The 24,052-nt window shown below is 66.6% G+C and carries 25 protein-coding genes; 10 read left to right on the forward strand and 15 right to left on the reverse strand.

Going from position 1 to position 24,052, the window contains the following annotated elements:
* Positions 1-3: 3 nt before the first annotated feature.
* Both BLT73_RS00385 and ilvN read left to right on the forward strand, forming a co-directional pair.
* Positions 4-1,749, forward strand: coding sequence for an acetolactate synthase 3 large subunit (locus tag BLT73_RS00385; RefSeq protein ID WP_090519896.1), 1,746 nt, complete (start codon positions 4-6; stop codon positions 1,747-1,749).
* 12 nt (positions 1,750-1,761) lie between these two features.
* Positions 1,762-2,322: an acetolactate synthase small subunit gene (ilvN, locus tag BLT73_RS00390; RefSeq protein WP_090519897.1), complete on the forward strand. Its 561-nt coding sequence runs from the start codon at positions 1,762-1,764 to the stop codon at positions 2,320-2,322.
* 58 nt (positions 2,323-2,380) lie between these two features.
* Here ilvN and BLT73_RS00395 read toward each other — a convergent pair whose 3' ends face one another.
* From BLT73_RS00395 to BLT73_RS00405, 3 genes are all read right to left on the reverse strand, one after another.
* Positions 2,381-2,746, reverse strand: a complete 366-nt coding sequence (locus BLT73_RS00395) for a hypothetical protein (protein WP_176804826.1) — start codon at positions 2,744-2,746, stop codon at positions 2,381-2,383.
* A gap of 154 nt (positions 2,747-2,900) precedes the next feature.
* A complete protein-coding gene (locus BLT73_RS00400; protein WP_090519899.1) occupies positions 2,901-4,166 on the reverse strand; it encodes a DUF2254 domain-containing protein in 1,266 nt (421 codons plus the stop codon).
* A 6-nt stretch (positions 4,167-4,172) separates the two neighbouring features.
* Positions 4,173-4,949, reverse strand: a complete 777-nt coding sequence (locus BLT73_RS00405) for a M48 family metalloprotease (RefSeq protein ID WP_090520877.1) — start codon at positions 4,947-4,949, stop codon at positions 4,173-4,175.
* Positions 4,950-5,053: 104 nt separating this feature from the next.
* Between BLT73_RS00405 and BLT73_RS00410 the strand changes: the two genes are divergently transcribed.
* Positions 5,054-5,290 (forward strand): hypothetical protein, encoded by a 237-nt coding sequence (locus BLT73_RS00410; RefSeq protein ID WP_090519900.1) that lies wholly within the window; start codon positions 5,054-5,056, stop codon positions 5,288-5,290.
* Here BLT73_RS00410 and BLT73_RS00415 read toward each other — a convergent pair.
* On the reverse strand, positions 5,287-5,553 hold the full coding sequence (locus BLT73_RS00415; protein WP_090519902.1) for a DUF167 domain-containing protein: 267 nt from the start codon (positions 5,551-5,553) through the stop codon (positions 5,287-5,289). The two genes, BLT73_RS00410 and BLT73_RS00415, sit on opposite strands and share 4 nt — an antisense overlap.
* An 86-nt stretch (positions 5,554-5,639) precedes the next feature.
* Between BLT73_RS00415 and BLT73_RS00420 the strand changes: the two genes are divergently transcribed.
* Together BLT73_RS00420 and BLT73_RS00425 are read left to right on the forward strand one after the other, a co-directional pair.
* The gene (locus BLT73_RS00420) at positions 5,640-6,212 is read left to right on the forward strand and encodes a nitroreductase family protein (protein ID WP_090519903.1); all 573 of its coding nucleotides are present in this window, start codon (positions 5,640-5,642) and stop codon (positions 6,210-6,212) included.
* Positions 6,209-6,925: an EI24 domain-containing protein gene (locus tag BLT73_RS00425; protein ID WP_245726880.1), complete on the forward strand. Its 717-nt coding sequence runs from the start codon at positions 6,209-6,211 to the stop codon at positions 6,923-6,925. Before BLT73_RS00420 ends, BLT73_RS00425 begins: the two co-directional genes overlap by 4 nt.
* Here the strand turns inward: BLT73_RS00425 and BLT73_RS00430 are convergent.
* Complete coding sequence (locus BLT73_RS00430) at positions 6,882-7,151, reverse strand: DUF1467 family protein (protein WP_090519904.1); 270 nt, start codon at positions 7,149-7,151, stop codon at positions 6,882-6,884. The two genes, BLT73_RS00425 and BLT73_RS00430, sit on opposite strands and share 44 nt — an antisense overlap.
* 144 nt (positions 7,152-7,295) lie before the next feature.
* Here BLT73_RS00430 and BLT73_RS00435 point away from each other — a divergent pair, with 144 nt between their 5' ends.
* Positions 7,296-8,027 carry a response regulator gene (locus BLT73_RS00435; protein WP_090519905.1) on the forward strand — a complete coding sequence of 244 codons (732 nt, stop codon included), beginning with the start codon at positions 7,296-7,298 and terminating at the stop codon, positions 8,025-8,027.
* 187 nt (positions 8,028-8,214) lie between these two features.
* Here the strand turns inward: BLT73_RS00435 and aspS are convergent, their stop codons facing one another.
* From aspS to BLT73_RS00460, 5 genes are all read right to left on the reverse strand, one after another.
* Positions 8,215-9,987 (reverse strand): aspartate--tRNA ligase, encoded by a 1,773-nt coding sequence (aspS, locus tag BLT73_RS00440; RefSeq protein ID WP_090519906.1) that lies wholly within the window; start codon positions 9,985-9,987, stop codon positions 8,215-8,217.
* Positions 9,988-10,068: 81 nt separating this feature from the next.
* Positions 10,069-10,674 (reverse strand): CPBP family intramembrane glutamic endopeptidase, encoded by a 606-nt coding sequence (locus BLT73_RS00445; protein ID WP_245726882.1) that lies wholly within the window; start codon positions 10,672-10,674, stop codon positions 10,069-10,071.
* 62 nt (positions 10,675-10,736) lie between these two features.
* Positions 10,737-11,540: a glycoside hydrolase family 25 protein gene (locus BLT73_RS00450; RefSeq protein ID WP_090519910.1), complete on the reverse strand. Its 804-nt coding sequence runs from the start codon at positions 11,538-11,540 to the stop codon at positions 10,737-10,739.
* A gap of 118 nt (positions 11,541-11,658) precedes the next feature.
* Positions 11,659-11,865 carry a flagellar basal body-associated FliL family protein gene (locus BLT73_RS00455; RefSeq protein WP_090519911.1) on the reverse strand — a complete coding sequence of 69 codons (207 nt, stop codon included), beginning with the start codon at positions 11,863-11,865 and terminating at the stop codon, positions 11,659-11,661.
* Positions 11,866-11,900: 35 nt separating this feature from the next.
* Entirely contained in the window at positions 11,901-13,313 is a 1,413-nt protein-coding gene (locus tag BLT73_RS00460; RefSeq protein WP_090519912.1) for an FAD-binding oxidoreductase, read from the reverse strand.
* A gap of 105 nt (positions 13,314-13,418) precedes the next feature.
* Between BLT73_RS00460 and BLT73_RS00465 the strand changes: the two genes are divergently transcribed.
* The gene (locus BLT73_RS00465) at positions 13,419-15,083 is read left to right on the forward strand and encodes a chloride channel protein (protein WP_090520881.1); all 1,665 of its coding nucleotides are present in this window, start codon (positions 13,419-13,421) and stop codon (positions 15,081-15,083) included.
* 165 nt (positions 15,084-15,248) lie between these two features.
* On the opposite strand, the gene BLT73_RS00470 is transcribed toward BLT73_RS00465, so the two are convergent.
* On the reverse strand, positions 15,249-15,929 hold the full coding sequence (locus BLT73_RS00470) for an ABC transporter ATP-binding protein (RefSeq protein WP_090519914.1): 681 nt from the start codon (positions 15,927-15,929) through the stop codon (positions 15,249-15,251).
* Positions 15,922-17,211, reverse strand: a complete 1,290-nt coding sequence (locus tag BLT73_RS00475; protein ID WP_090519915.1) for a lipoprotein-releasing ABC transporter permease subunit — start codon at positions 17,209-17,211, stop codon at positions 15,922-15,924. Before BLT73_RS00475 ends, BLT73_RS00470 begins: the two co-directional genes overlap by 8 nt.
* Positions 17,212-17,420: 209 nt before the next feature.
* Between BLT73_RS00475 and radA the strand changes: the two genes are divergently transcribed.
* The 3 genes from radA to purF all read left to right on the forward strand — a co-directional run bounded on the left by radA (position 17,421) and on the right by purF (position 21,091).
* A complete protein-coding gene (radA, locus tag BLT73_RS00480; RefSeq protein WP_090519916.1) occupies positions 17,421-18,785 on the forward strand; it encodes a DNA repair protein RadA in 1,365 nt (454 codons plus the stop codon).
* 44 nt (positions 18,786-18,829) lie between these two features.
* Positions 18,830-19,477, forward strand: coding sequence for a CvpA family protein (locus tag BLT73_RS00485; protein WP_090519917.1), 648 nt, complete (start codon positions 18,830-18,832; stop codon positions 19,475-19,477).
* Between the two features lie 123 nt (positions 19,478-19,600).
* The gene (gene purF / locus BLT73_RS00490; RefSeq protein ID WP_090519919.1) at positions 19,601-21,091 is read left to right on the forward strand and encodes an amidophosphoribosyltransferase; all 1,491 of its coding nucleotides are present in this window, start codon (positions 19,601-19,603) and stop codon (positions 21,089-21,091) included.
* Between the two features lie 114 nt (positions 21,092-21,205).
* On the opposite strand, the gene BLT73_RS00495 is transcribed toward purF, so the two are convergent.
* The 3 genes from BLT73_RS00495 to BLT73_RS00505 form a co-directional block, all read right to left on the reverse strand.
* Positions 21,206-21,553 carry a cell division protein ZapA gene (locus BLT73_RS00495; RefSeq protein ID WP_245726884.1) on the reverse strand — a complete coding sequence of 116 codons (348 nt, stop codon included), beginning with the start codon at positions 21,551-21,553 and terminating at the stop codon, positions 21,206-21,208.
* A gap of 4 nt (positions 21,554-21,557) precedes the next feature.
* Complete coding sequence (locus tag BLT73_RS00500; protein WP_176804828.1) at positions 21,558-22,022, reverse strand: hypothetical protein; 465 nt, start codon at positions 22,020-22,022, stop codon at positions 21,558-21,560.
* Positions 22,023-22,133: 111 nt separating this feature from the next.
* Complete coding sequence (locus BLT73_RS00505; RefSeq protein WP_090519921.1) at positions 22,134-23,882, reverse strand: BCCT family transporter; 1,749 nt, start codon at positions 23,880-23,882, stop codon at positions 22,134-22,136.
* Positions 23,883-24,052: the final 170 nt, after the last annotated feature.

A 24,052-nucleotide genomic window follows, 5' to 3' on the forward strand; every position in this document is an offset into this window, starting at 1 on the left:
CCGATGTCCCGAAAGATGACGGGTGCGAAAATGGTTGTCGAAGCACTGCGCGATCAGGGCGTCGACACGGTATTCGGGTATCCGGGCGGGGCGGTGCTGCCGATCTATGACGAGATCTTTCAGCAGAACGACATCAAGCATATCCTTGTCCGTCACGAGCAGGGCGCGGTCCATATGGCAGAAGGCTATGCGCGTTCGACCGGAAAGCCGGGCGTGGTCCTCGTCACATCCGGGCCGGGTGCGACCAACGCCGTGACCGGGCTGACCGACGCGCTGCTCGATTCGATCCCGCTGGTGGTCCTGTCGGGCCAGGTTCCGACCTTCCTGGTCGGCACGGACGGGTTTCAGGAGGCCGATACGGTCGGCATCACGCGGCCCTGCACCAAGCATAACTGGCTGGTCAAGGAGCCGGGCAAGCTGGCCCAGACCATCCATCAGGGCTTTCACGTCGCCACCTCCGGCCGGCCCGGTCCGGTGCTGATCGACATTCCCAAGGATGTGCAATTCGCGGAGGCCGACTATGTCTCTCCCAAGCAGGTGGAGCCCGGCCCGTATCAGCCCAGGAAAAAAGGTGACACGGACGCGATCACCCGGCTGGTCGAGGCGATGGAGCAGGCCGAACGGCCGATCTTCTACACCGGCGGCGGGGTCATCAACTCCGGTCCGGGCGCCAGCCAGTTGCTGCGCGAGCTGGTGGAGGCCACGGGCTTTCCCATCACCTCGACGCTGATGGGGCTGGGCAGCTACCCGGCCTCGGGCAAGCACTGGCTGGGCATGCTGGGGATGCACGGCACCTACGAGGCCAATCTGGCGATGCATGGCTGCGACCTGATGATCAATATCGGCGCGCGGTTCGACGACCGGATCACCGGGCGGGTCAATGATTTCAGCCCCGGCTCGCTCAAGGCGCATATCGACATCGACCCGTCCAGCATCAACAAGATCATCAATGTCGAGATCCCCATCCAAGGCGATGTCGGCCACGTGCTGGAGGATCTGCTGAAGATCTGGAAATCCCGCGGCCGCAAGACCCGGTCGGACGCGGTCCGGAAATGGTGGGTCCAGATCGAACAGTGGAAGGAGACACGCTGCCTCGCCTATGCGAATTCCGACAAGATCATCAAGCCGCAGCACGCAATGGAACGGCTTGAGGCGCTGACCAAGGACCGTGACCGCTACATCACCACCGAGGTCGGGCAGCACCAGATGTGGGCGGCGCAATATCTGGGCTTCGAGGGGCCGAATCGCTGGATGACCTCCGGCGGGCTCGGGACCATGGGCTACGGTCTGCCGGCCTCGATCGGGGTGCAGGTCGCCCATCCCGAGGCGCTTGTCATCAACGTGGCGGGCGATGCGTCCTGGCTGATGAACATGCAGGAAATGGGCACCGCGGTGCAGTTCCGCGCCCCGGTCAAGCAGTTCATTCTGAACAATGAACGCCTCGGCATGGTGCGGCAATGGCAGCAATTGCTGCATGGTGAGCGCTACAGCCAGTCCTGGTCAGAGAGCCTGCCCGATTTCGTGAAGATGGCCGAAGCCTTCGGTTGCAAGGGCCGGCAGGTCAGCGACCCGGCCGAGCTGGACGACGCCATCCGCGAGATGATCGAATATGACGGGCCGTTCATCCTGGATGTGCTGGTGGAAAAGCACGAGAACTGCTTCCCGATGATTCCGTCGGGCAAGCCGCATAACGAGATGCTGCTCTCGCCCGAGGCAGAAGCCTTCGCCGGCGGCGCCGCACTGGTGTAAGGAGACAGGATCATGGCAGCATTGAACATCAAGCAGGGCGCGACCAGCCATTCCGCCTATGACCTTCGCGATCCCAATGCCGAGATCGTGGAGAAGCACACGCTGGCGGTGCTGGTCGAGAACGAGCCGGGCGTTCTGGCGCGTGTCATCGGGCTGTTCTCGGGCCGGGGCTACAACATCGACAGCCTGACCGTGGCCGAGACCGACCATGAGGGGCACCGCTCGCGCATCACCATCGTGACGCGCGGCACCCCGGCGGTGATCGAACAGATCAAGGCGCAGCTCGGGCGCATCGTGCCGGTCCATGACGTGCACGACCTGACCGCCGAAGGGCCCAGCGTCGAGCGCGAACTGGGCCTGTTCAAGGTCGCAGGCTCCGGCGATCACCGCGTCGAGGCGCTGCGCATTGCCGAGATCTTCCGCGCCAATGTGGTCGACTCGACCCTGAACAGCTTTGTCTTCGAGATCACCGGGACGCCGGATAAGCTGGATGCCTTCGCAGAGCTTGTCCGACCGCTCGGGCTGACCGATCAGGCGCGCACCGGCGTGGCAGCACTCGCCCGCGGCGCATGATGTCGCGGGTCTGACATTGGGTCGGCGCGGCGCAGCCGCCGCCCGACCCGCCCGCCGGTCAGGAGCTGATGGCCGAGGAAAGCCGCTTTCGGCGTCGCGCCACCTGCCGGTCCGAACTCGCGCGCGGCTTGGGATCGTCGTTTCGCGCCACCACCCGCAGATGCGAGGCCGGACGGTTGGTCTGGCCCATCAGCGCCGCCGGAAGCTGCGGACAGCATTTCGGCCCGATGACGCAGACCGCCCGCGCCTGGCGCAGATTGCCGACGGTCTCGCATTCCATGCGCAGCAGGTCGCCCGGCATCGGCCAGTTGCCGTCTTGCGACAGACTTTCGGAGCCGCGCATATAGGCCAGCGGACCCTGGTCCTCACACCAGACAACAGCTTTGCGGCTGGATTCGCTGCTCCAGATCACGACTCCGATCATGCCTGCCTCCCGACGATGAATCTGGTTGGGCGATTCACCTTTGATAGCCCGGTTTGGATAAATCATTTTCTAAATTTCACAAAGACGATTTGCATGTGATTGGATGTTTCACTAAAAATATGACGCCACGTCACAACATGAAAAAAGTTAACGGCTACAACCCGTTCATGGCGGATGCCCGGTCGCGCAGCTCGGCCAGCATCGGGTCGGGAATCCCCTTCAACTCGGCATAATACAGCACAAGATCGGCGATTCTCCGCGCCGAGTCACGGTAAAAATCGGGCTGCAATTTGGTCAGCGCCAGCACTGCGTCCATAAGCGCGCACTGCACCTCCATCATCGCCCCGGCATCCCGCGCGATCGGGGCAAACGCGGCATCCATCATGTCGCGCGCCGTGATTTCGCGCACATGCAGGTTCGGACGGCGGATCTCCTCGCCGGGAGCAACAGGTCCGGCCTTGGTCAGCAGCTTCAGTTGACGCTGTATCACCTCATTCGCCGTGCCGGGATCATTGATCGCCGGGGACAGGGCGCGCTGCGCGACTTCTGCCAGTGCGGACAGGCCGTGCAGCGGGTCCTGCTCGAAGCTGGGGGTCGCCCCGATGGTGAAACAGCCCATCAACCGGCGCAGCAGAACCTCACGCGGCTCGCCGGGTCCGGGCAGTCCGGCGACATGCAGCATCGGGCGGGCGGCATGGGCATGGCTGCCCGGTATCCCGTCGAGATAGATCGTCAGCCCATGCGCTTCTGCAATGGATTGCAGCGTTCCGGCATCGACATGACGCACCCGGCCCACCGCCTCGGTCAGCAGCGCCTCGGCCCCCTCGGGCGGATCGCCGGACCAGCGATGCCCGCCCAGCCAAGGCGCGGTCTGCCGATACTCCACCGCCTCCGCCGTGGCGCGTTCCAGCCGGTCGAGCACGTCGCGGATCTGGCCGAGATCGCTCAGGATCTCGATCCACTGCATCAGCGCAGCGATCACAAGCAGCACCACCACGCCGGTCGCGGCAAACAGGATCACCCGGCCCGGCCCGCCATAGACCCCGGTCTGCAGCATGATGATGCCGACCAGGCTGAACACGAAGGCGCCGATGAACGTGCCCAGCACCGTCTGGCTGCGACCATCCGCCACGATGAGCGGCAGGACACGCGGCGTGGCGTGCTGCTGCGCATTGGTCCAGGCATTCACCAGCGTCGAGAGCGAGAAGATCGTCACCGCCAGCATCGACGAGGCGATGATCTGCAGCACCACACCGACCGCGTCGATGCCGAGCCTGCTGGTCAGCCAGATCGGGATCACCGGCCGAAGCAGCAGCGCGATCAGCGCCGTCGCCACCCCGAGGATCGCGAAGGCCAATACCTTCACCCAGATCTGCGCCAGCAGCTCCTGAAGCTGGTAGGACAGCTTGGACCAGCTCACCCCAACCTACCGGGTCCGTCCGGCCCTGACATCGGCGACCGCACGCTGCACCTGCGCCATGCGCGAGGCGCGCGACGGGTGCGAGCCGAGGATCCGGTCGCCGGGATCGGGCATCCGTCGGAAGAACTCGGCGCCGTTGATCGGATCGTAGCCGGCATTCAGCGTCACGATGGCCCCCATGTAATCCGCCTGAAGCTCCCAGTCGCGCGAATAGACCCGCGAACCCACCGACGCGCCCATGCGCTGAATCGTGCTGACCGTGTCCGCATCCGCCCCCGCCGCCGCCGCTAGACCTCCCAGAATCACGGCGCCCGCCGTGGCCGAGCTGGCCTTTCGGTCCAGATGGTTCAGGATGTGATGGCTGGCTTCATGGCCGACCACGAAGGCCAGCTCATCCGCGTTCTGCGCCGCCGCGATCAGCGACACCGTGAAACCGATGATCGGCCGTCCGGTGCTGTCGAGGGTCTGGAACGCGTTCGGCTCCATCTCCAGCCGGTCGTCGACGACGAACTGGAAGTCGCAGTTGATGTTGCTCGACCGCCGCGCGACGCATTCGCGCTCGATCGCGGGCTCCATCCGGCGGATGACGCTGAGGAAGTTGCGCGCCGCCTGGCGGGGCGATTGCGGCGTGGTCGCGGAGGGGCGGACGACGGTCACCTCGGCCGTCGGGCGATCCGGCACCGGCACCCGCGGCGTGTCGGTGACCACGACCGGCGCACAGGCCGTCACGGCAAGGGCGGCGACGGCCGACAGGCAGAACGAACGAACGTGACGAAGGATCATGCGCATACTCTCACGACAGGCTGGGGGGAGAATAGACAAGCCCCCCTTGCGAGGCAAACCGGTTCCGGTCAGGTTGCCCCCATAGCTCAGGACACGGAGCCGCAATGTTTACCATCGAGCATGATTTCGACGCCACGGTCATCACCCTGATCGACGAGCCGGAGGCCGCACCGCTTCAGGGTGATGTCATCATCACCGCCTTTGACGATCGCGTGGTGCTGCGCCAGGACGAGCCGGATTCCGACCGCTACAGCGAGATCACGCTGAGCGCGCGCCAACTGGACGAGCTGCGCGCGGCGCTGAACCTGCCGGAAGGCGGGTATCGGCTGACCCGCCGCTAGGGCGCGACCCGGAAGCTCTTGTCGCGCGAGTTGGCCCCGCGGATCAGCACCAGCCGGGATTTCGGCACTCCGATGGCGCGTGACAATAATGTGATGACCGCCGCCGTCGCCTTGCCGTTCTCCGGCACCTGCGTCACCGAAACCCGGATCGCGCCGTTCGCATCCAGCCGGATCGCGTTGTCCGAGGCCCGCGGCGTCACGCGGACATCGAAGCGGGTGCCGGTGGCGGAGAGGTGGGACAGATCGGGCAGGGATTTCGCCATGCGTCACGCTCTGACACCCTCCTCCGCCCGTCAAGGCTTGGCGCGGCGCAGTCCCGACGCTAGATCACTCTGCAAAGGAGATCTGCATGACCCAAGCCAATCCCGCCGCGCTCGAGTTTCTGCGCCGCCGCCGTTCGCATCCGCCCGCCCTGCTCGGCGGGCCGGGCCCCACCGCGGAGGAGCTGGAGGATCTGCTGACCATCGCCGCGCGCGTGCCGGACCATGGCAAGCTGGAACCCTGGCGGTTCATCGTCATGCGCGGCGCCGCCCTCGAAAAGCTGGCCCCGCTGGTCGAGACCGCCTCGGCCGAGGCCGGTAACCCGCCGGAGAAGGCGGCGAAACACGGCAACGCCATGCGGGTGCCGGTGGTTGTGGCGGTGGTCTCTGCCCCGGTCGAAGGCGCCAAAGTGCCGGAATGGGAGCAGGTCCTGTCGGCAGGCGCGGTCTGCCTTAGCCTTCTGAACGCAGCCCTTGCGGCCGGGTTCGGCGCAAGCTGGCTGACCGGCATGGCCTCGCACAGGGATTTCGCCCGCACCCATCTGGGAGTGGCAGAGGGGGAACAGGTCGTCGGGTTGATCCATATCGGCAGCGCGGGCAGCAGTGCACCGCCGGAGCGCCCGCGCCCCGACATCGCCGCCAAGACGACGGTCCTTGAATGAGCGCGATGCAGGCCCTGCTGCGTGGCTGGGCGGATCTTCTGCGGCCACGGATCTTCAGCCTGCTCTTGCGCGGGATCGGGCTGACGATCGGGCTGTTCATCCTGTTGCAGATCGCCATTTTCTGGGCATTGCGGCTTTTCGTGGGCGGCAGCGTGACCCTGCCCTTCTGGGGCGAGATCACGCTCGGCCCGGCGCTGAGCCTGGGCAGCCTGGCGCTGTTTCCGATCCTCGGCTTTTTCCTGATGGCGCCGGTGGCGGCGGCCTTCGCGGGGCTCTACGCGGAGCGGGTCGCACGGCAGGTCGAGGCCATCCATTACCCCGCCCGGCCGGGTGCCGAGCCGGATTTCTGGGACGGCCTGCTCGAATCGCTGCCGGTGATGGGTTCGGTGCTGGTCGTGGGGCTGCTGACGCTGATCGCCACGCCGCTTCTGGGGCCGTTTGCGCCGCTGCTGTTCTATGCCGCGAATGGCTGGCTTCTGGGGCGGGAGTTCTTCCAGATGGCCGCGCGGCGGCATCTGGATGCGCCGGCCGCGACCGCGCTGCGGCAGCGCCACGGGACCAGCGTCACCCTGCTCGGCGTGATGATCGCCTTCGCGCTGACAGTGCCGGTGGCGAATATCGCGGTGCCGGTTCTGGCCGCCGCCTCATTCACCCATCTGTTCCATCTGCTCAGCGCAGGAACTGGTCCCAGCCCATCACATCCTCGCGGGTGACGAGTCCGCCCAGGATCACATAGGCGCAACCCGCCCAAAGCACGGCAGACACCACGGTCGCCCACAGCGCCTTCTTCTTCAGCCCGGACCGCGCCGGCGCGCCCGCATGGGTGCCGGGCACGACCTCGCCCGCCTCTTCCTGGCTGACGAGCCCGATGGGCAGAAGCAGGAACAGGGTCAGGAACCACAGCACCGCATAAAGCACGATTGCGCCGGTCAGATTCATCGTCGGCCACCCGATGGAATTGCGTGCCCGCTCATACGCCCTGGCCCGGGGAATGCCAAGCGGATCGGCCCGGGCCTTAACCCTCCCTTAGCAGCTTGCCCGCTAGCTTCGGGCTACAGGGTGATTCCAGAAGGGGACGGAACGATGCTGACGGAACGCGTGACGACCGATGTGCCGCTGCCGCTGTGGAGCGCGCCCTTGCCGGGCCGCCCCCTTTCGGGGCTGACGGTCCTGGTGGTGGAGGATTCCCTTTACGCGTCCGAGGCGATACGGCTGCTGTGCCTGCGCTCGGGTGCGCGGATTCGCCGCGCCGATTGCCTGGGCGCGGCGATGCGTCATCTGCGGACCTACCGGCCCTGCGTGGTGATCGTGGATATGGGGCTGCCCGATGGCAGCGGTGCCGATCTGATCCGCAAGATCCGCTCGCTGCAGACCCAGGCACCGACCGTGCTGGCAATTTCCGGCGACCCGGCAGAGCGCGATCACGCCCTGGCGGCGGGCGCCGAAGGCTTTCTGGAAAAACCCATCGACAACCTGGCGGTGTTCCAGCAGGCCATCCTGTCCACCCTGCCTTCCGAGGTCGCGCCTTCAGGGCCGCGCCTGCTGCCCGATGACCGGGTAACGCCCAACCATGCCGCCCTGCGCGACGATCTGCGCCACGTGGCCGAGGTGCTGGCGACGGCCGGGGATGGATCGGCGGTCGGCTATATCGCGAAATTCCTGGCGGGCGTGGCCCGCTCGGCCCATGACCCGGTGCTGGCCGAGGCGGCCGAGGCGCTGTCGCGCGACCACGCCGCAGGGCGGGCCCTGGCCACCGATCTGACCAGGATCAGCGCGTTGGTTCATCAGAGGCTGTCGAGATTGAGCCAGGGATAGGTGCCGCGCGCATCGCTCACCTGAGTCCGGACCAGCAGTCGTGAATCAGAATGCGAATGCGCTTGGCTGGCGTTTCCCCGTGCCCGTGCGCGCAGCGCAACAGCCGATCTCTCAACCGATCAGACAGACCCGTCCCGCCCGGCGGCCGCGAGCGCGCAGCCGAGCGCCGCGCGATGCTCCGCCCGCGTCATTCCTTCGGCAGAACCCGAAGCCGCAATTCACGAAGCTGTTCGTTCGTCGGCTCGGACGGCGCGTTCATCATCAGATCCTCGGCCCGCTGGTTCATCGGGAACATGATGACCTCGCGGATATTCTGCTCGTCAGCCAGCAGCATCACGATCCGGTCGATCCCCGCCGCACAGCCGCCATGGGGCGGCGCGCCATAGCGGAACGCCTTGACCATGCCGCCGAACCGGCTCTCGACCTCGGAGGCCGGATAGCCGGCCAGTTCGAACGCCTTGAACATGATCTCCGGCTTGTGATTACGGATCGCGCCCGAGATCAGCTCGTAGCCGTTGCAGGCCAGGTCGTACTGATAGCCCTTCACCGCCAGCGGATCGCCGTTGAGCGCCTCCATCCCGCCCTGCGGCATGGAGAAGGGGTTATGGCTGAAGTCGATACGGCCCTCGTCATCTTTCTCATACATCGGGAAATCGACGATCCAGGCGAATTTGAACTGGTCTTCGTCGGTCAGCCCCAGCTCGCGCCCGATTTCATTGCGCGCGCGTCCCGCCACGGCCTCGAACGCCTCGGGCTTGCCGCCAAGGAAAAACGCCGCGTCGCCCTCGCCCAGACCAAGCTGCTGGCGGATCGCCTCGGTCCGCTCGGGGCCGATATTCTTGGCGATGGGCCCGGCGGCTTCCATCCCGTCCTCGCCCCTGCGCCAGAAGATATAGCCCATCCCCGGCAGCCCCTCGCGCTGCGCGAACGCATTCATCCGGTCGGCGAATTTGCGGCTGCCGCCGGTCGGCGCGGGTATCGCGCGCACCTCTGTCCCGTCCTGTTCCAGAAGCTTGGCGAAGATCGCAAAGCCCGAGCCGCGGAAATGCTCGCTCACAACCTGCATCTCGATCGGGTTGCGCAGGTCGGGCTTGTCGCTTCCGTATTTCAGCATCGCCTCGGCATAGGGGATGCGCGGCCAGTCCGCGTCGACGCGGCGGCCGCCGCCGAACTCCTCGAACAAGCCCTGGATCACCGGCTGGATGGAGGCGAACACGTCCTCCTGCTCGACAAAGCTCATTTCCACGTCGAGTTGGTAGAAATCCGTGGGTGAGCGGTCGGCGCGCGGATCCTCGTCGCGGAAACAGGGCGCGATCTGGAAATAGCGGTCGAACCCCGCCACCATGATGAGCTGCTTGAACTGCTGCGGGGCCTGCGGCAGCGCGTAGAACTTGCCCGGATGCAGGCGCGAGGGCACGAGGAAATCCCGCGCGCCCTCGGGGCTGGAGGCGGTGATGATCGGGGTCTGGAACTCGGTGAAGCCGGTGTCCCACATGCGGTTGCGCAAGCTGCGGATCACCTGTGAGCGCAGCATGATGTTGTTGTGCAGGCTCTCGCGGCGCAGATCGAGGAAGCGATAGGTCAGCCGCGTCTCCTCGGGATAGTCCTGATCGCCAAAGACCGGCAGCGGCAACTCCTCGGCCGGACCCAGAACCTCCAGATCGGTGGCATAGACCTCGATGTCCCCGGTCGGCAGCTTGGGATTGCGCAGCGCCTCGTCACGCATCTTCACCCGGCCGTCGATGCGGATCACCGTCTCCGCCCGCAGCTTTTCCATCGCCGCGAAGGCGGGCGAATCGCTGTCGGCCAGCACCTGCGTCATGCCGTAATGGTCGCGCAGATCGACGAACAGCACGCCCCCGTGATCGCGGACGCGGTGAACCCAGCCCGACAGGCGGACCTCTTGCCCGGCGTGTTCGGCTCTCAGATCGGCGCAGGTGTGGCTGCGATAGGCGTGCATGGCGGACCTCTTTCGTTCAGCCCCCGCATGAACAGCGGGACGGGGGTGAAGTCAAGCCACGGCCCGGCCCTTCGCGACCCGTCAGAACGGGCGCACGGCATTGCCGGAATAGAAATACACCCCCATGCCCACGGCAAAGAGGATGTTGCCGGCGACGGCATGCAGCGCCCAGGCCCAGGGAAAGCCCCGTCTCAGATAGCCGCTGGCAAAGATCAGCCCGCCAAAGAAGGTGAACACGGCGACGATCCAGCTCCAATACATCAGATGGGCGAGGCTGAAGAGCGCCGCATTCGCCAGCACCGCCTGGCGCGGGCCGGAAAACAGCCAGCCATAGCGGTGAAAGAACAGCACCCGGAAAATCAGCTCCTGCGGCAGCGCGGAGAGCAGGGGATAGAGCGCCCAGATCACGATCAGGAACCGCGGATCGCGGCGGATGAAGCCGAACAGCGCATCGGGCCGGGTCAGGTAAAGCACGACGACCGAGCAGGTGAAGGTCAGCAGGCCGAAGGCCAGAAACAGCCGCCAGTCGAACCGTCCCCAGCCATGCAGCAGCGCCCGCCAGTCGAAGCCGCCGGTGAACCATAACAGCCCCATCCCGACGATCGAGAACATGAACAGCGCCTGAAACATCTGTTGCGGCGGCAGGAACAGCGCGATCCCGACGGGGATCGCCACGAACAGAAGCATGAACTCGACAGCTCTGCGGACCCGGCCCGGCTGTCCGGGCCGGCCCCACACGACACGATGGCTTACCGAACGAGCCGACGATTCAACCATGTACGCCACTGTCCCACATTGCCCGCAAAGGCGTTGATATCAACATTTCCGCTTATCCCCGGCACGCTGCCGGTCCCGGTATACTGCCAGAAGGTCCAGTTCTGGCCGGGATAGACATTGCGCGGATGATCCGCGACGGAGCGCAGCCAGAACTCTGCATTCAGCCGCCCGATGCCGGTCTCGCGGTAGAAATCCACCGTGGTGTAGACGATGGGTCGCTGGCCGTAATACTGCTCCAGCACCGAGAGGAAGGTGGAGGCCTCGCGCAGGATCTCGGCCGAGCCGGGGCGGCGCGGGCAGGTCCGCGAATTGGTCCACTCGATGTCCAGCACCGGCGGCAGCGAGCCTGCCTCGCGCGGGACGTTGCGGATGAACCACGCCGCCTGCTCGGCGCCGGAGCGGCAGAAATAGTAGTAGTGATAGGCGCCGCGCGGGATCCGCGCCTGCCCCGCCTCGCGCCAGTAGCGCCGGAATTCCGGGTCGGTGTGATCGCCCCCCTCGGTGGCCTTCAGAAAGGCGAAGCTGACGCCAGAGCTGCGGACCTGGTTCCAGTCGATATTGCCCTGCCAGCGCGAGATGTCGATGCCGTGCACGGCCAGGTTGTAGGGGTGCCCGCCACGCCACGTATGGGGCTTGTTGTCGCCAAGCCGCGGCACGCTGCCGCCGACCCAGCCGCCGCCATTGTTCTGCACGACGACCTCGCGCGGCGCACCGCCGCCACAGGCCGCCAGAAGCAGCAATGCCAAAGCCGAAAATATGGTGATGATGCGCGACATGATGCCCCCTGCCCGGTTTTTGAGGGTTATCGCAGCATTGCCTTACCATGTCACGACCGCCACGCGCTCACGAACGCGTCAGAAGCCGAAGATCGCGTGGGAATTATCATCGACCGAGCTACTCCGTCCCGTCGCCTTCCGCCTCGGTGCCGGCCGTCTCCTCGGTGGTGTTCGCCGTGGGTTCGTCGGTCACCTCCTCGGGCTCGGTCCCGCCGAAGACAAGCGCCGCGATCACGGCGACGATCAGCGCCACGACGATGGCGATCAGCGCGGGGACATGCCGGCGGGCTTCCTTTTCGGGGGGCTGGTCAGGATCGGCGGACATGTCGGATACCTCATGGCAACAGGTTGGTTGCAGGATCAACCCGGAGCCGAGCCTGCCGGTTCCGACGCATCTTCGTGATCCGGCACCAGCTTTCCGGGGTTCAGGATGCCGTGCGGATCGAGCACGCGCTTGATCTGCCCCATGAGCGGCCAGGCCGCGCCGTGCTGCTCTCCCATCAATGCGCGCTTGCCCAGCCCGATGCCGTGCTCGCCGCTGACCGTGCCGCCCACCGCAAGGGCGCGGCGGGCCATCGCGTCGGCGGCGGCCTTGGCCCGCGCCAGCTCCTGCGCATTTCCGGGTTCGACCAGCATCAGCGTGTGGAAATTGCCGTCTCCGACATGGCCGACGATGTTGCCCATCAGCCCCGCCGCCTCCATATCCGCCGACGCGGCCTCCACCGCGGCAGGGAGTTCCGACATCGGCACGCAGACATCGGTGACCACGCCCGTCGCGCCGGGGCGCAGCTTCAGCGTCGCCCAATAGGCGGCGTGGCGCGCCTCCCACAGCCGGGTGCGGTCCTCGGGCGTCGAGGCCCATCTGAAGCCCCGGCCATCGCAATCCGCGGCGATTTCGCCGAATGCCTCGGCATTGGATCTCACCCCGTCAGGAGAGCCGTTGAACTCGATCATCAGATGCGGCTGTTCGGGGTAATCGGTGCCCGAATTCAGGTTGACCGCGCGCATCGCCACCGCATCCATGAACTCGATCCGCGCCATGGGGATGCCGCTCTGCATGGTCACGGCGACGCAATTCACCGCATCCTGCATGCTGTCGAAGGCGCAGACGGCGGCGGACACGGCCTCGGGCTGGCCGTGAAGGCGCAGGGTCAGCTCGGTGATGATGCCGAGCGTGCCCTCCGATCCGACCATCAGCGCGGTCAGGTCATAGCCGGCACTGGACTTCGCGGCTTTGGTGCCGGTGCGGATCACCGTGCCATCCGCCAGCACCACCTCCAGCCCCAGCACCGCGTCGCGCATCGTGCCATAGCGCACCGCCATCGTGCCCGAGGCGCGGGTGGCGGCCATGCCGCCCAGGCTGGCATTCGCGCCGGGGTCGATGGGAAAGAAGAGCCCCGTGGCCCGCAGATCGGTGTTCAGCGCCTCGCGCGTCACGCCGGGCTGCACCACGGCCAGCATGTCCTCAGCCCGGATGTCGAGGACACGGTTCATGCGGATCAGGTCCAGCACCAACCCGCCTTGCGTGGCGAGCGCATTGCCTTCCAGCGACGTGCCGGTGCCCCAGGCGATGACCGGACAGCGATGGCGGTGACAGATGGCCAGGATCGCGCTGACCTCCTGCGTCGTTTCGGGCCAGGCCACGGCGTCGGGCGGAGGCGCGCGGTGCCAGGTCTCGGATTGCCCGTGCTGGTCGCGATCGGCCTCGCCCTGTGACAGCCGCGCCCCGATCAGCGCCCGAATTTCATCGAAAGCCTGTCGATGGTTGACCATGCGTCTCCCCTTTTGCTTGATGCCAGAATGGCCCATGCTCCGCCGCCACGAAAGCCCCGCAATGATGCCGCGCCCGGCCACTGGCTGGCAGGCGGTTTCTCGCAGATGCGCAAGCAGGCGGCGGTGGGGATGCAGCTTCTGCGCACGCAGGGGCCCAGCAAGATGCAGTTCTGGCTGCTGGCGCTGCTGATCGGGATCGGCGCAGGGCTGGCGGCGCTGTTCTTCCGGCTGGGGATCGACGCGCTGCAACGCGGCGCATACGGGATCGACGATCAATCGCTCACCAATGACGCGCATCGCCTGCCCTGGTGGTGGCTGGTGGCGGTGCCGACAATGGGCGGGCTGGCCGTGGGGCTGATCCTCGATCGCTTCACCGGCGACGGGCGCGTGCGCACGGTCAGCGACGTGATCGAAGATGCGGCACTTGAGGGCGGCCGGGTCGAGCAGCGCGAGGGGCTGGCCTCTGCCGCGGCTTCGCTGATCACGCTCGGCACGGGCGGGTCGTCGGGACGCGAGGGGCCCGTGGTCCATCTGGCGGGCGTGATCTCCACCTGGTTCGCGGCGCGGATCAATGCGAGCCCGATGACCGGGCGCGAATTGCTGGGCTGTGCGGTGTCCGGCGCCGTCGCCGCCAGCTTCAACGCCCCGATCGCGGGCGCGCTCTTTGCGCATGAGGTGATCCTGCGGCATTTCTCGGCCCATGCCTTCGCGCCCATCGCGATTGCCGCGGTCGCGGGCACGGTCATCAACCGGCAGGCCTTCGGCGGCGCCACGGAGTTCGCCCTGACCGGAGAGCCGGGCCTGGGCTTTTTCGTCGAACTGCCCGCTTTCATGCTGCTGGGTCTCGTCTCGGCGCTTGTCGCGGCGGCGCTCGTCTTTGCCATCCTGCGCGCGGATGCGACCGCAGGAGCGCTGTTTCAGCGCACCGGCTGGCCCCGCTGGCTGCGCCCCATGCTGGCCGGCACGATGCTGGGCGTCATCGCCATTCCCTTTCCCCATATCATTGGCGTCGGATATCAGACGACATTTGCAGCGCTGAATGGCGCCTTTGGTCTGGGAGAGGTGATCGTGTTTGCCTTGGTCAAGGTGGTTGCCGTCGCGATCACCCTGGGCGGGCGGATGGGCGGCGGCGTGTTCTCGCCCGCGCTCGTGCTGGGGGCGCTGACCGGGCTGGCCTTCGGCATGATCGCCACATCGGTGGCCCCGAACCTGTCGGGCGGCACGACGATCTATGCCATGGCCGGAATGGGCGCGGTCGCGGCAGCGGTGCTGGGGGCGCCGATTTCCACCGCGCTGATCATCTTCGAGATGACCGGCGATTTTCAGACCGGGATCGCGGTGATGACGGCGGTCTCTCTGTCCTCGGCACTGGCGTCTAGGCTGCTGCACCGCTCCTTCTTCCTGACCCAGCTTGAGCTGCGCGGCATACATGTCGCGGAGGGGCCGCAGGTCTGGTTGCCGCAGAAGATGCGGATCAATTCGCTGATGCGGCTGCCGGGGGCGGAGAATGCGCCGGCGGCGGATCTGGTGCGCAATCTGGCGCTGAGCGGGCGGACGCTGGTGGATGGCGCGACGCTGGATCTGGCGCTGTCGGAATTCGAGCGGATGGGGGGCGCCTTCCTGCCGGTGATCCGCCCGCCCGAGCCGCGCGATCCGGCGATGATCGGCCCGCCCGCCCCGCCGGAGATCATCGGCACGCTCTATCATGTCGATGCGCTGCGGGCGCTGAACCAGGCGCTCGCGGAGGCCGCGGCGGAGGAGCATGGGTGAACCTCTGCGAACGAAATTCACACATCGCTGCTCAGCCCCGCCTGTCGCGCCAGCGGCAGGCACGCGTCCGCCCGCCCCATGGCGGGCGCGTTCCGCGCCCACCCGGGCAGACGCTTACCGCTGAGCGCAGCCCAATATTTCGCTTCCGCTTATCTCCGGACGGCTCTACGCGTTACTGATCTGCCCGGCCTCCAGCCTCAGCACACGATCCATCCGGCTTGCCAGTTCAAGGTTATGCGTCGCGATCAGCGCTGACAGGCCGGTGTCACGCACAAGATTCATCAGCACGGAGAACACCCGGTCCGAGGTCTCGGGGTCGAGATTGCCCGTCGGCTCATCCGCCAGCAGCAGCGCGGGTTGATTGGCAAGCGCCCGGCAGAACGCCACGCGCTGCTGTTCACCCCCCGACAATTCGGCCGGGCGGTGATCCGCGCGCGGCTTCAGCCCGACATGGTCCAGCAATTCGGCCGCGCGGGCCTGCGCCGCGCGCCGGGGCACCGCATTCGCGAGCTGCGGGAGGATGATGTTCTCGGCGGCGCTGAACTCCGGCAGCAGATGGTGGAACTGATAGACGAAGCCCAGATCGCGGCGCCGCGCGGTGGTCCGGGTCCGGTCCGGCTGGCCGGTCAGGTCGGCCCCGTTCAGCACGACCTGGCCCGCATCGGGTGTGTCCAGCAAACCGGCGATATGCAGCAGGGTCGACTTGCCCGCACCAGACGGCGCAACCAGGGCCACGACCTCTCCACGCGCTACCGTCAGGTTAAGCCCGCGCAGCACGTCAATCTGCCCCGGCGCGCCCTTGTGATAGGTTTTCGTGATGCCCTGAAGCTGCAAGACCTCATTCATAGCGCAGCGCCTCCACCGGGTTCATCCGGGCCGCGCGCGCGGCCGGGATGATGGTGACGAGGAAACTCAGCGTCAGCGACAGCGCCACCGCCTTGCCGATATCGACCGCGCGCAGTTTTGACGGCAATTCATAGATCCCGCGGACCGAGGCATCCCAGGCCCCGCTGCCCAGAAGCGCCATGATGTGATCCACGTTCAGCGCAACGATGACGCCGAGGACCACGCCGATGACGGTGCCGATCACGCCGGTGAACGCGCCGCACAGGAAGAACACCCGCAGCACCGCGCCTTCGGTCAGACCCATGGTGCGCAGGATGCCAATGTCGCGGCCCTTGTTCTTGACCAGCATGATCAGCCCCGATGTGATGTTCATCGTTGCGATCAGCACCAGCACCGACAGGATGATGAACATCACGTCATCCTCGATGTCGAGCGCGCGCAGGAAGCTGCCGGAGCTGTCCTGCCAGGTCCAGACCTGCGCGCCCTCGCCCGCGGCCTCGATCAGCGGCAGGGTCCAGTTGGCAACATGTTCGGGGTCGTCCACATAGATCTCGATCTCGTCGGCCACGTCCTCGCGGTTGAAATAGGATTGCGCCTCCGCCAGCGGCATATAGACCCGCGTGCGGTCGATGTCATAGCGCCCCGCGGTGAAGATATACGTGATTTCATAAGCATTCACGCGCGGCGTGGTGCCGAAGGCGGTCTGCGCGCCCTCGGGCGCGATCAGCCGGATCCGGTCGCCGATGCCGACGCCAAGCTCGCGGGCGATGCCGGAGCCGATGGCGATGCCGTTCTCGAAATCTGACAAATTTCCGTAAGCGGTTTCGGGGTCCGCGATGCGCGGGATCCGGGCCAGGTTCTCGGCGCTGATGCCAAACACCTCGGCCACGTTCGCGCGGCCATCGGCTGTCGCCATGACCTGTCCCTTGACCACCGGCGCGGTGCGGATCACGCCGTCGATGGCGGCGAGACGTGTGGCCATGTCGTCGTAATCACTGATCCGGCCGGGCTGGGTATAGATTTCTCCGGTCAGCTCATTCTCGAAGCTGGTGGGCGACATGTAGACGGTGGTATGGGCGTTGGCACCAAGTATTGTGTCCACGAACTCCGCGCGGAAGCCGGTGCGGACGGCCAGCGTCACGATCAGCGCGGCCACGCCAAGCGCGATGCCGATGAGCGAGATCCAGGTCATCACCGACACCCCGCCCTCGGCGCGGCGGGCGCGCAGATAGCGCCAGGCGATCAGGAATTCATAGCCGGAAAAGGGTCTTGGGCTGGGCATCCGCTCTCCTTCGGGTCGCGCGGAAATTGCGGCGAAACCGATCAGAGCGCAAGCCGACATTGGCGTGAGCGGGGCCGTGAGGGGGCCGCACGGGGCATGCACCGCGCGTGCACAGGCTGTACACCGCGCGTACACAGGCAACGCGCGGTGCGGTTGCCGCGGGATCACGGCGCTTGCCCGGCCCGCGCGGCTCTGCCAGAAAGCGGCGCATGGCAAAACCCGTCACCTCCTTCACCTGCCAGGAATGCGGCGCCACCCATCGCAAATGGGCGGGGCGCTGCGATGCCTGCGGGGCATGGAACAGCCTGGTCGAGGAAACCCCGCTGAGCCAGGGCCCCGGTCGCGGGCTGGGGGCGGCGAAGGGCAGGACCGTTCCGTTGAGCGCGCTGTCCACCGAAGAGCCGCCGCCGCCGCGCGCGCAATCCGGGCTGGCGGAGTTCGACCGGGTGCTGGGCGGCGGGCTGGTGCCCGGCTCGGCCCTGCTGGTGGGGGGCGATCCGGGGATCGGGAAATCGACGCTGCTGCTTCAGGCGGCGGCCCAGTTCGCCAAGCGCGGTATAGAGGCGATTTATATCTCGGGCGAGGAGGCGAGCGCGCAGGTGCGGATGCGGGCGCAGCGCCTGGGGCTGGCCGACGCGCCGGTCAGGCTGGGGGCAGAGACCGCGCTGCGCGACATCCTGACCACGCTGGATGCCGAGCGCCCCGACCTGGCGGTGATCGATTCGATCCAGACCCTGTGGTCGGACACGGTGGAATCCGCGCCCGGCAGCGTCAGCCAGGTCCGCGCCGCGGCGCATGAGCTGGTCACATTCGCCAAGCGCCGCGGCGTGGCGGTGATCCTGGTGGGCCATGTCACCAAGGAGGGCCAGATCGCCGGGCCGCGCGTGGTCGAGCATATGGTCGATACGGTGCTGTATTTCGAGGGCGAGCGCGGCCATCAGTTCCGCATCCTGCGCGCGGTGAAGAACCGCTTCGGCCCGGCCGACGAGATCGGCGTGTTCGAGATGACCGGCGGCGGGCTGGCCGAGGTCGCCAACCCCTCGGCGCTGTTCTTGTCCGAGCGCGGCCAGCCCTCGCCCGGATCGGCGGTGTTCGCGGGCATTGAGGGCACGCGGCCCGTGCTGACGGAAATTCAGGCGCTGGTCGCGCCGTCCACGCTGGCCAGCCCGCGCCGGACGGTGGTGGGGCTGGATTCTGGCCGCGTCAGCACCATCCTTGCGGTGCTGGAATCGCGCTGCGGGATTCCGTTCACCGGGCTGGATGTGTTCCTGAATGTCGCGGGCGGGATGCGCGTGATGGAGCCCGCCGCGGACCTTGCCATTGCCGCCGCCCTGCTGAGCGCGCGCGAGGACAGCGCCCTGCCCGCGGAATGCGTCAGCTTCGGTGAAATCAGCCTGTCGGGCGCGCTACGTCCCGTCGCGCAGGCGGAAAACAGGTTGAAAGAAGCGCAGAAACTTGGTTTTTCACAGGCGATAATCCCTGCGCCACAGAAAATCGACGGCGCGGGCGGTATGCGGCTGGACCGGATCGCGGACCTGACAGGCTTTGTCGGGGAGGTGTTCGGCGCCGGCTGAACGAGGGACAAAGCGGCCATCCTTGCCGCAAATAAGGTGGTTACATGGACGGCTTCACCATCATTGACGGCATCGTGGCGGCCGTCATCATCCTGTCGGCAATTCTGGCCTATGCGCGTGGCTTCGTGCGCGAATCACTGGCCATTCTGGGCTGGCTGGGGGCCGCGGTGCTGGCCTTCATCTTTGCCGGCGCGGTGCGCCCGATGATCGCGCAGATCCCGGTGCTGGACCAATTCCTGGGCGAAAGCTGCGAATTGGCCACCATCGCCGCCTTCGCGGTGGTGTTCGCGCTGGCGCTGGTTCTGTTCTCGATCATCACGCCGCTGTTTTCGTCGGTCGTGCAGCGTTCGGCGCTTGGCGGGGTCGATCAGGGGATGGGATTCCTGTTCGGCGTGGCCCGCGGCATCCTGCTGGTGGCGATTGCCTTCATCGTCTATGACCGGGTGATGGCGACCACGCCGGTGCCGATGGTGGACAATTCGCGCTCTGCCAAGGTGTTTCAGCGCATGACCGGGCGGCTGGATGCGGAGATTCCGCAGGACGCGCCGGGCTGGATCACCAATCGCTACAACCAGCTCGTTTCGGGCTGCGCGGGCGACGGGCTGGAGCCGGCCGAGGCGGTGGGTCCGGCCGTGTCCGACGAAGCCGCCGCCGCGGTCGAGGATGCCGCGGACGAGGCGAGCGGCAACTGAGCCTTCAACCGGCGCGGGTTGCCCGGATGTGACATTTTTGCGGCAGGCCCCGGTTGCGGGGCGTGACTCTTGGCGAGTTCCTCCCTATTTAGGGACCGATCCACGCAGCCAGGTGAGCGTTTCATGGAACCCTTCCTCGCGCATCCTTTCGACGATGACCGTCTGCACGAGGAATGCGGTGTTTTCGGCGTCATCGGCGTGGCCGAGGCGGCAAATTTCGTGGCGCTCGGCCTGCATGCGCTTCAGCATCGCGGGCAGGAGGCGGGCGGCATCATCAGCCATGACGGCGAGCGCGGATTCAACAGCGCGCATCGCTTTGGCTATGTGCGCGACAATTTCACCAAACAATCGCTGATGGAGACGCTGCCGGGGCCACTGGCCATCGGGCATGTGCGCTATTCCACCGCCGGATCGAAAGCCGCCCATATCCGCGATGTGCAGCCGTTTTTCGGTGAGTTCAGCATGGGCGGCTGCGCGATTGCGCATAACGGCAACATCACCAACGCGAGCGCGCTGCGCCGCGAGCTGATCGAGCGCGGCTCGATCTTTCAGTCGAGCAGCGATTCCGAGTGCATCATTCATCTGATGGCGCGGTCGTTGCAGCGCAACATCCCCGAGCGGATGAAGGATGCGCTGCGCCGGGTCGAGGGGGCGTTTTCCGTCATCGCCATGACCCGGACCAAGCTGATCGGGGTGCGCGATCCGCTGGGCGTGCGGCCGCTGGTGATCGGCAAGCTGGGCGATGACGGCTATGCGCTGTCCTCCGAGACCTGCGGGCTGGACATTATCGGCGCGGAGTTCCTGCGCGAGGTCGAGCCGGGGGAGATGGTGGTGATCTCCAAGGGCAAGATCGAAAGCTCGCGCCCGTTCCAGCCGCAGAGTTCGCGGTTCTGCATTTTCGAGCATGTGTATTTCAGCCGCCCCGATTCGATCATCGGCGGGCGCTCGGTCTATGAAACGCGCCGCCAGATCGGGGTGGAACTGGCCCGCGAGGCGCCGGTGGAGGCCGATCTGGTCTGCCCGGTGCCCGACAGCGGCACGCCGGCGGCGATCGGCTATGCGCAGGAATCGGGGATCCCCTACGGGATGGGGATCATCCGCAACCAGTATATGGGGCGCACCTTCATCGAACCCACCGACCAGATCCGCAACATGGGCGTGCGGCTGAAGCTGAACGTCAACCGCTCGCTGATCGCGGGCAAGCGGGTGGTGCTGGTCGATGATTCGGTGGTGCGCGGCACCACCAGCCGAAAGATCAAGGACATGATCATCGATGCCGGCGCGCGCGAGGTGCATTTCCGCATCGCAAGCCCGCCGACGGCGTGGCCGTGTTTCTACGGGGTGGACACGCCGGAGCGCGGCAAGCTCTTGGCCGCGCAGATGTCGGCCGAGGAGATGCGCGAATGGATCGGGGTGGACAGCCTGTCCTTCGTGACGCTGGACGGGCTGTATCGCGCCGCCGGAGAGGCCAAGGGCCGCAACAGCGCCTGTCCGCAATATTGCGACGCCTGTTTCTCGGGCGACTACCCGGTGGCGCCGTTCGACCAGTTGGAGCGGGGGTTCCGCATGAAGGACGGCTCCGAGACGGCGCATCAGACCCACGCGGCGGAGTGAGCTGACGCCGGGCGGCCGGAACTGACCGGGCCGGATCAGCAGAGGGCAGACACAGCCGACCGGCGCGGCGCAGGGATGTGCGGGGTCGGGCTGGCGGGTCGCGGGGCGCGCGGATCAGCCCCGGCGCGGCTCCTCGGCCTTGTCGGCCAGCGATTCCGCCCGCGCCGCCAGTTCGGCCATCGCGTCGAGCACATCGGAGGTGATCGTGCCCGAGGCCGCGCTGCGGGTGCGGGTCAGTTCCCGCTCGGCAGTCAGCGCGCGGTCCTCCATCGCGTTCATCCGGTCGGCCAGCATCAGCCCGGCCAGCAGAAGCAGGCGCGGCTCGGGCACGCGCCCGGCCTGTTCGAGGATCTTTCCCGCCTCCTCGTCCAGCATGGCGGCGGCGCGGCGCAGAAGCCGCTCCTCGCCGTCCTGGGCCTGGAGCGTGTATTCCTTGTGGCCGATGGTGAAGGTCACATCCACGGGATCACCCCTCGCTCTGATCGAAGGCCACGACATCGCCCGGCGCGGGCGCCACATCCTCGGCGTAAGGCGCGTCCGAGGCGCGCGGAGCCTCTGCCGCGAACGTCTCCAGCGAGGCCATGATGTCTTCGAGCGCGGCGATCTCGGCCGCGCGCGCGGCCTTCAGCGCCTCGATCTCGGCGCGGAGCGCCGCCTCCGCCTCGCCCCCGCCGGCCTTGGTCAGCGTCGCATTCTCTGCCGCCAGCATCTCGTTGGCGCGGGCCAGCCGCGTCGCATCCTCGCCCGCCTCGGCCAGCCGGCGCTTCAGCGCCGTGTTCTCGTCGCGCAAGGCGGTGATCCGCGCCGCCGATTCGTCTGATTCGCCGTCCCGTTCGGGCTGATCCGCGGCCGCCGGCCCCGCCTCGAGCGCACGATCTATGCGGCCAAGCGCTGCGATAAGGCGCTTCTCGCTTTCCGCAAAACTGGTCATGGGCGATCCCGACGAAAAAACATGAGCAAACTTCTTACTACACTGTCGGTGAAAAACAAGAACGGGCGGGGAAATCCCCGCCCGCCCGGCACTTGTCTGCGCAAGCTGCGATCAGCGCGCCTCGCGGCGTTCGGCCATCAGCCCCTTCACGATGGCCCAGCAGGCCCCCAGAAGGACGATGGTGAACGGAAACCCGGTGGAGACCGCCATCGCCTGCAGCGCGTTCAGCCCGCCCGCGAGCAGCAGCGCAATCGCCACAAGCCCCTCGATCGTGCACCAGAACACGCGCTGCGGGGTGGGCGAGTTCACCTTGCCGCCCGCCGCGATGGTGTCGATCACCAGCGAGCCGGAATCCGAGGAGGTGATGAAGAACACCACCACCAGCACGATGCCGATAAAGCTGGTGATCTGGGTCAGCGGCAACTGGCTGAGCATCTGGAACAGCTTGAGTTCCAGCGCCGCATCCGAGATGCCCGAGAAGCCGGCCAGCGTCATGGTGATCGCCGTGCCGCCGAAGGTGGTCATCCACAGCACCGAGATCAGCGCCGGCACCAGCAGCACCGCGATCAGGAATTGCCGCACGGTGCGCCCGCGCGACACCCGCGCGATGAACATGCCGACAAACGGTGACCAGGAAATCCACCAGGCCCAGTAGAACGCCGTCCAGCCGTGGCGGAAATTGTCATCCGTGCGGCCGAACGGGTTCGACAGCGGGATGAATTCCTGCGCATAGGCCTTCAGATTGGCGAAGAAGCCGGTGAGGATCGCCATGGTCGGGCCGACAAGGATCACGAAGAGCAGAAGCAGCATGGCGAGAACCATGTTGATCTCGGACAGCCGCTTGACGCCCTTGTCCACCCCGGCGATGACCGAGAGCATGGCGACAGCGGTAATGGCCAGGATCAGCACGATCATCGAGGTGCTGCTGGCCGGGATGCCGAACAGGAAATCCAGCCCCGCCGTGGCCTGCTGCGCCCCGAAACCCAGCGAAGTGGCCAGGCCGAAAATGGTTGCGAACACCGCCAGGATGTCGATGAAATGGCCCGGCCAGCCCCAGACACGCTCGCCCAGGAAGGGGTAGAACACCGAGCGCATGGTCAGCGGCAGCCCCTTGTTGAAGCTGAACAGCGCCAGCGCCAGCGCCACCACCGCATAGATCGCCCAGGGGTGCAGACCCCAGTGATAGATCGTCGCGGCCATGCCCAGACGGCGCGCGCCGGTCTCGTCGCCCTCGGCGGCACCCAGGGGCGCCCAGTCGGTGCGCAGACCGTTCTCGCCCACCGTCACCCCGGCCAGCGATGTGTCGAAATGGCTCATCGGTTCGGAGACGCCGTAGAACATCAGACCGATGCCCATGCCGGCGGCAAACAGCATCGCGAACCAGCCGGTCAGGGTGAAGTCGGGCGTGGCCTCCGGCCCGCCCAGGCGGACGCTGCCCAAGGGCGACAGGATCAGCCCCGCGCAGAGCAGCACGAAGATGTTGCCGGAAATGATGAAGAACCAGGCGAGATTGCCGGTCAGCCAGTCGCGCATCGCCGAGAAGAACGGATCGAGCTGCGACTGGAAGATCAGCGCCGCCAGCGTGACCGCGATCACCGCCAGGGCGGAGATGGTGAAGACCGGCCGGTGAACGTCGAATTCCAGCTTGAAGGTGTGGTTGAGGTTGTCCTGACCGATCTCGTATTCGGTATCGATGACCTCAGTCGGCCCTTCTGGTTCAGGAAGAGGCGCTTCCTCTTCCACGAGATCGTCGCGGCCATCAAGGACATGCCGCTCGTAAGCGGGATCGCCGGGATGGCCCTGCGCGTTTCGGTGTGGGTCGCCGGTCGTTCGTGACGGCGGATCGTTCGGATCGGACATGAAAATCCTTTCGACTTGAGTACGATAACAAAGCTTGCTTACGGAGGGTGGCTGTTATGTCACAATCGCGAGAGATTGGCCACCCGTCCGGTCAGGAGAACGTGGGTCCGGGGATTGGGGTTCCGCGCGGCAGGGGCTATAAGGCGGCGGAATTGCTGAAAGGTCAGACC

This window comes from Paracoccus isoporae, assembly GCF_900101865.1.
GTDB classification, from domain to species: Bacteria; Pseudomonadota; Alphaproteobacteria; order Rhodobacterales; family Rhodobacteraceae; genus Paracoccus; species Paracoccus isoporae.

Coding starts and splice junctions, on each gene's coding strand:
- ilvN (WP_090519897.1), top strand. CDS start 1,762: ATGGCAGCATTGAACATCAAGCAGGGCGCGACCAGCCATTCCGCCTAT.
- BLT73_RS00500 (WP_176804828.1), bottom strand. CDS start 22,022: ATGACCAGTTTTGCGGAAAGCGAGAAGCGCCTTATCGCAGCGCTTGGC.
- BLT73_RS00460 (WP_090519912.1), bottom strand. CDS start 13,313: ATGGTCAACCATCGACAGGCTTTCGATGAAATTCGGGCGCTGATCGGG.
- BLT73_RS00505 (WP_090519921.1), bottom strand. CDS start 23,882: ATGTCCGATCCGAACGATCCGCCGTCACGAACGACCGGCGACCCACAC.
- BLT73_RS00445 (WP_245726882.1), bottom strand. CDS start 10,674: ATGCTTCTGTTCGTGGCGATCCCCGTCGGGATCGCGCTGTTCCTGCCG.
- BLT73_RS00450 (WP_090519910.1), bottom strand. CDS start 11,540: ATGTCGCGCATCATCACCATATTTTCGGCTTTGGCATTGCTGCTTCTG.
- BLT73_RS00405 (WP_090520877.1), bottom strand. CDS start 4,949: ATGATCCTTCGTCACGTTCGTTCGTTCTGCCTGTCGGCCGTCGCCGCC.
- BLT73_RS00430 (WP_090519904.1), bottom strand. CDS start 7,151: ATGAATCTGACCGGCGCAATCGTGCTTTATGCGGTGCTGTGGTTCCTG.
- BLT73_RS00420 (WP_090519903.1), top strand. CDS start 5,640: ATGACCCAAGCCAATCCCGCCGCGCTCGAGTTTCTGCGCCGCCGCCGT.
- BLT73_RS00395 (WP_176804826.1), bottom strand. CDS start 2,746: ATGATCGGAGTCGTGATCTGGAGCAGCGAATCCAGCCGCAAAGCTGTT.
- BLT73_RS00425 (WP_245726880.1), top strand. CDS start 6,209: ATGAGCGCGATGCAGGCCCTGCTGCGTGGCTGGGCGGATCTTCTGCGG.
- BLT73_RS00385 (WP_090519896.1), top strand. CDS start 4: ATGTCCCGAAAGATGACGGGTGCGAAAATGGTTGTCGAAGCACTGCGC.
- BLT73_RS00415 (WP_090519902.1), bottom strand. CDS start 5,553: ATGGCGAAATCCCTGCCCGATCTGTCCCACCTCTCCGCCACCGGCACC.
- BLT73_RS00465 (WP_090520881.1), top strand. CDS start 13,419: ATGCGCAAGCAGGCGGCGGTGGGGATGCAGCTTCTGCGCACGCAGGGG.
- aspS (WP_090519906.1), bottom strand. CDS start 9,987: ATGCACGCCTATCGCAGCCACACCTGCGCCGATCTGAGAGCCGAACAC.
- radA (WP_090519916.1), top strand. CDS start 17,421: ATGGCAAAACCCGTCACCTCCTTCACCTGCCAGGAATGCGGCGCCACC.
- BLT73_RS00485 (WP_090519917.1), top strand. CDS start 18,830: ATGGACGGCTTCACCATCATTGACGGCATCGTGGCGGCCGTCATCATC.
- BLT73_RS00455 (WP_090519911.1), bottom strand. CDS start 11,865: ATGTCCGCCGATCCTGACCAGCCCCCCGAAAAGGAAGCCCGCCGGCAT.
- BLT73_RS00435 (WP_090519905.1), top strand. CDS start 7,296: ATGCTGACGGAACGCGTGACGACCGATGTGCCGCTGCCGCTGTGGAGC.
- BLT73_RS00470 (WP_090519914.1), bottom strand. CDS start 15,929: ATGAATGAGGTCTTGCAGCTTCAGGGCATCACGAAAACCTATCACAAG.
- BLT73_RS00475 (WP_090519915.1), bottom strand. CDS start 17,211: ATGCCCAGCCCAAGACCCTTTTCCGGCTATGAATTCCTGATCGCCTGG.
- BLT73_RS00410 (WP_090519900.1), top strand. CDS start 5,054: ATGTTTACCATCGAGCATGATTTCGACGCCACGGTCATCACCCTGATC.
- purF (WP_090519919.1), top strand. CDS start 19,601: ATGGAACCCTTCCTCGCGCATCCTTTCGACGATGACCGTCTGCACGAG.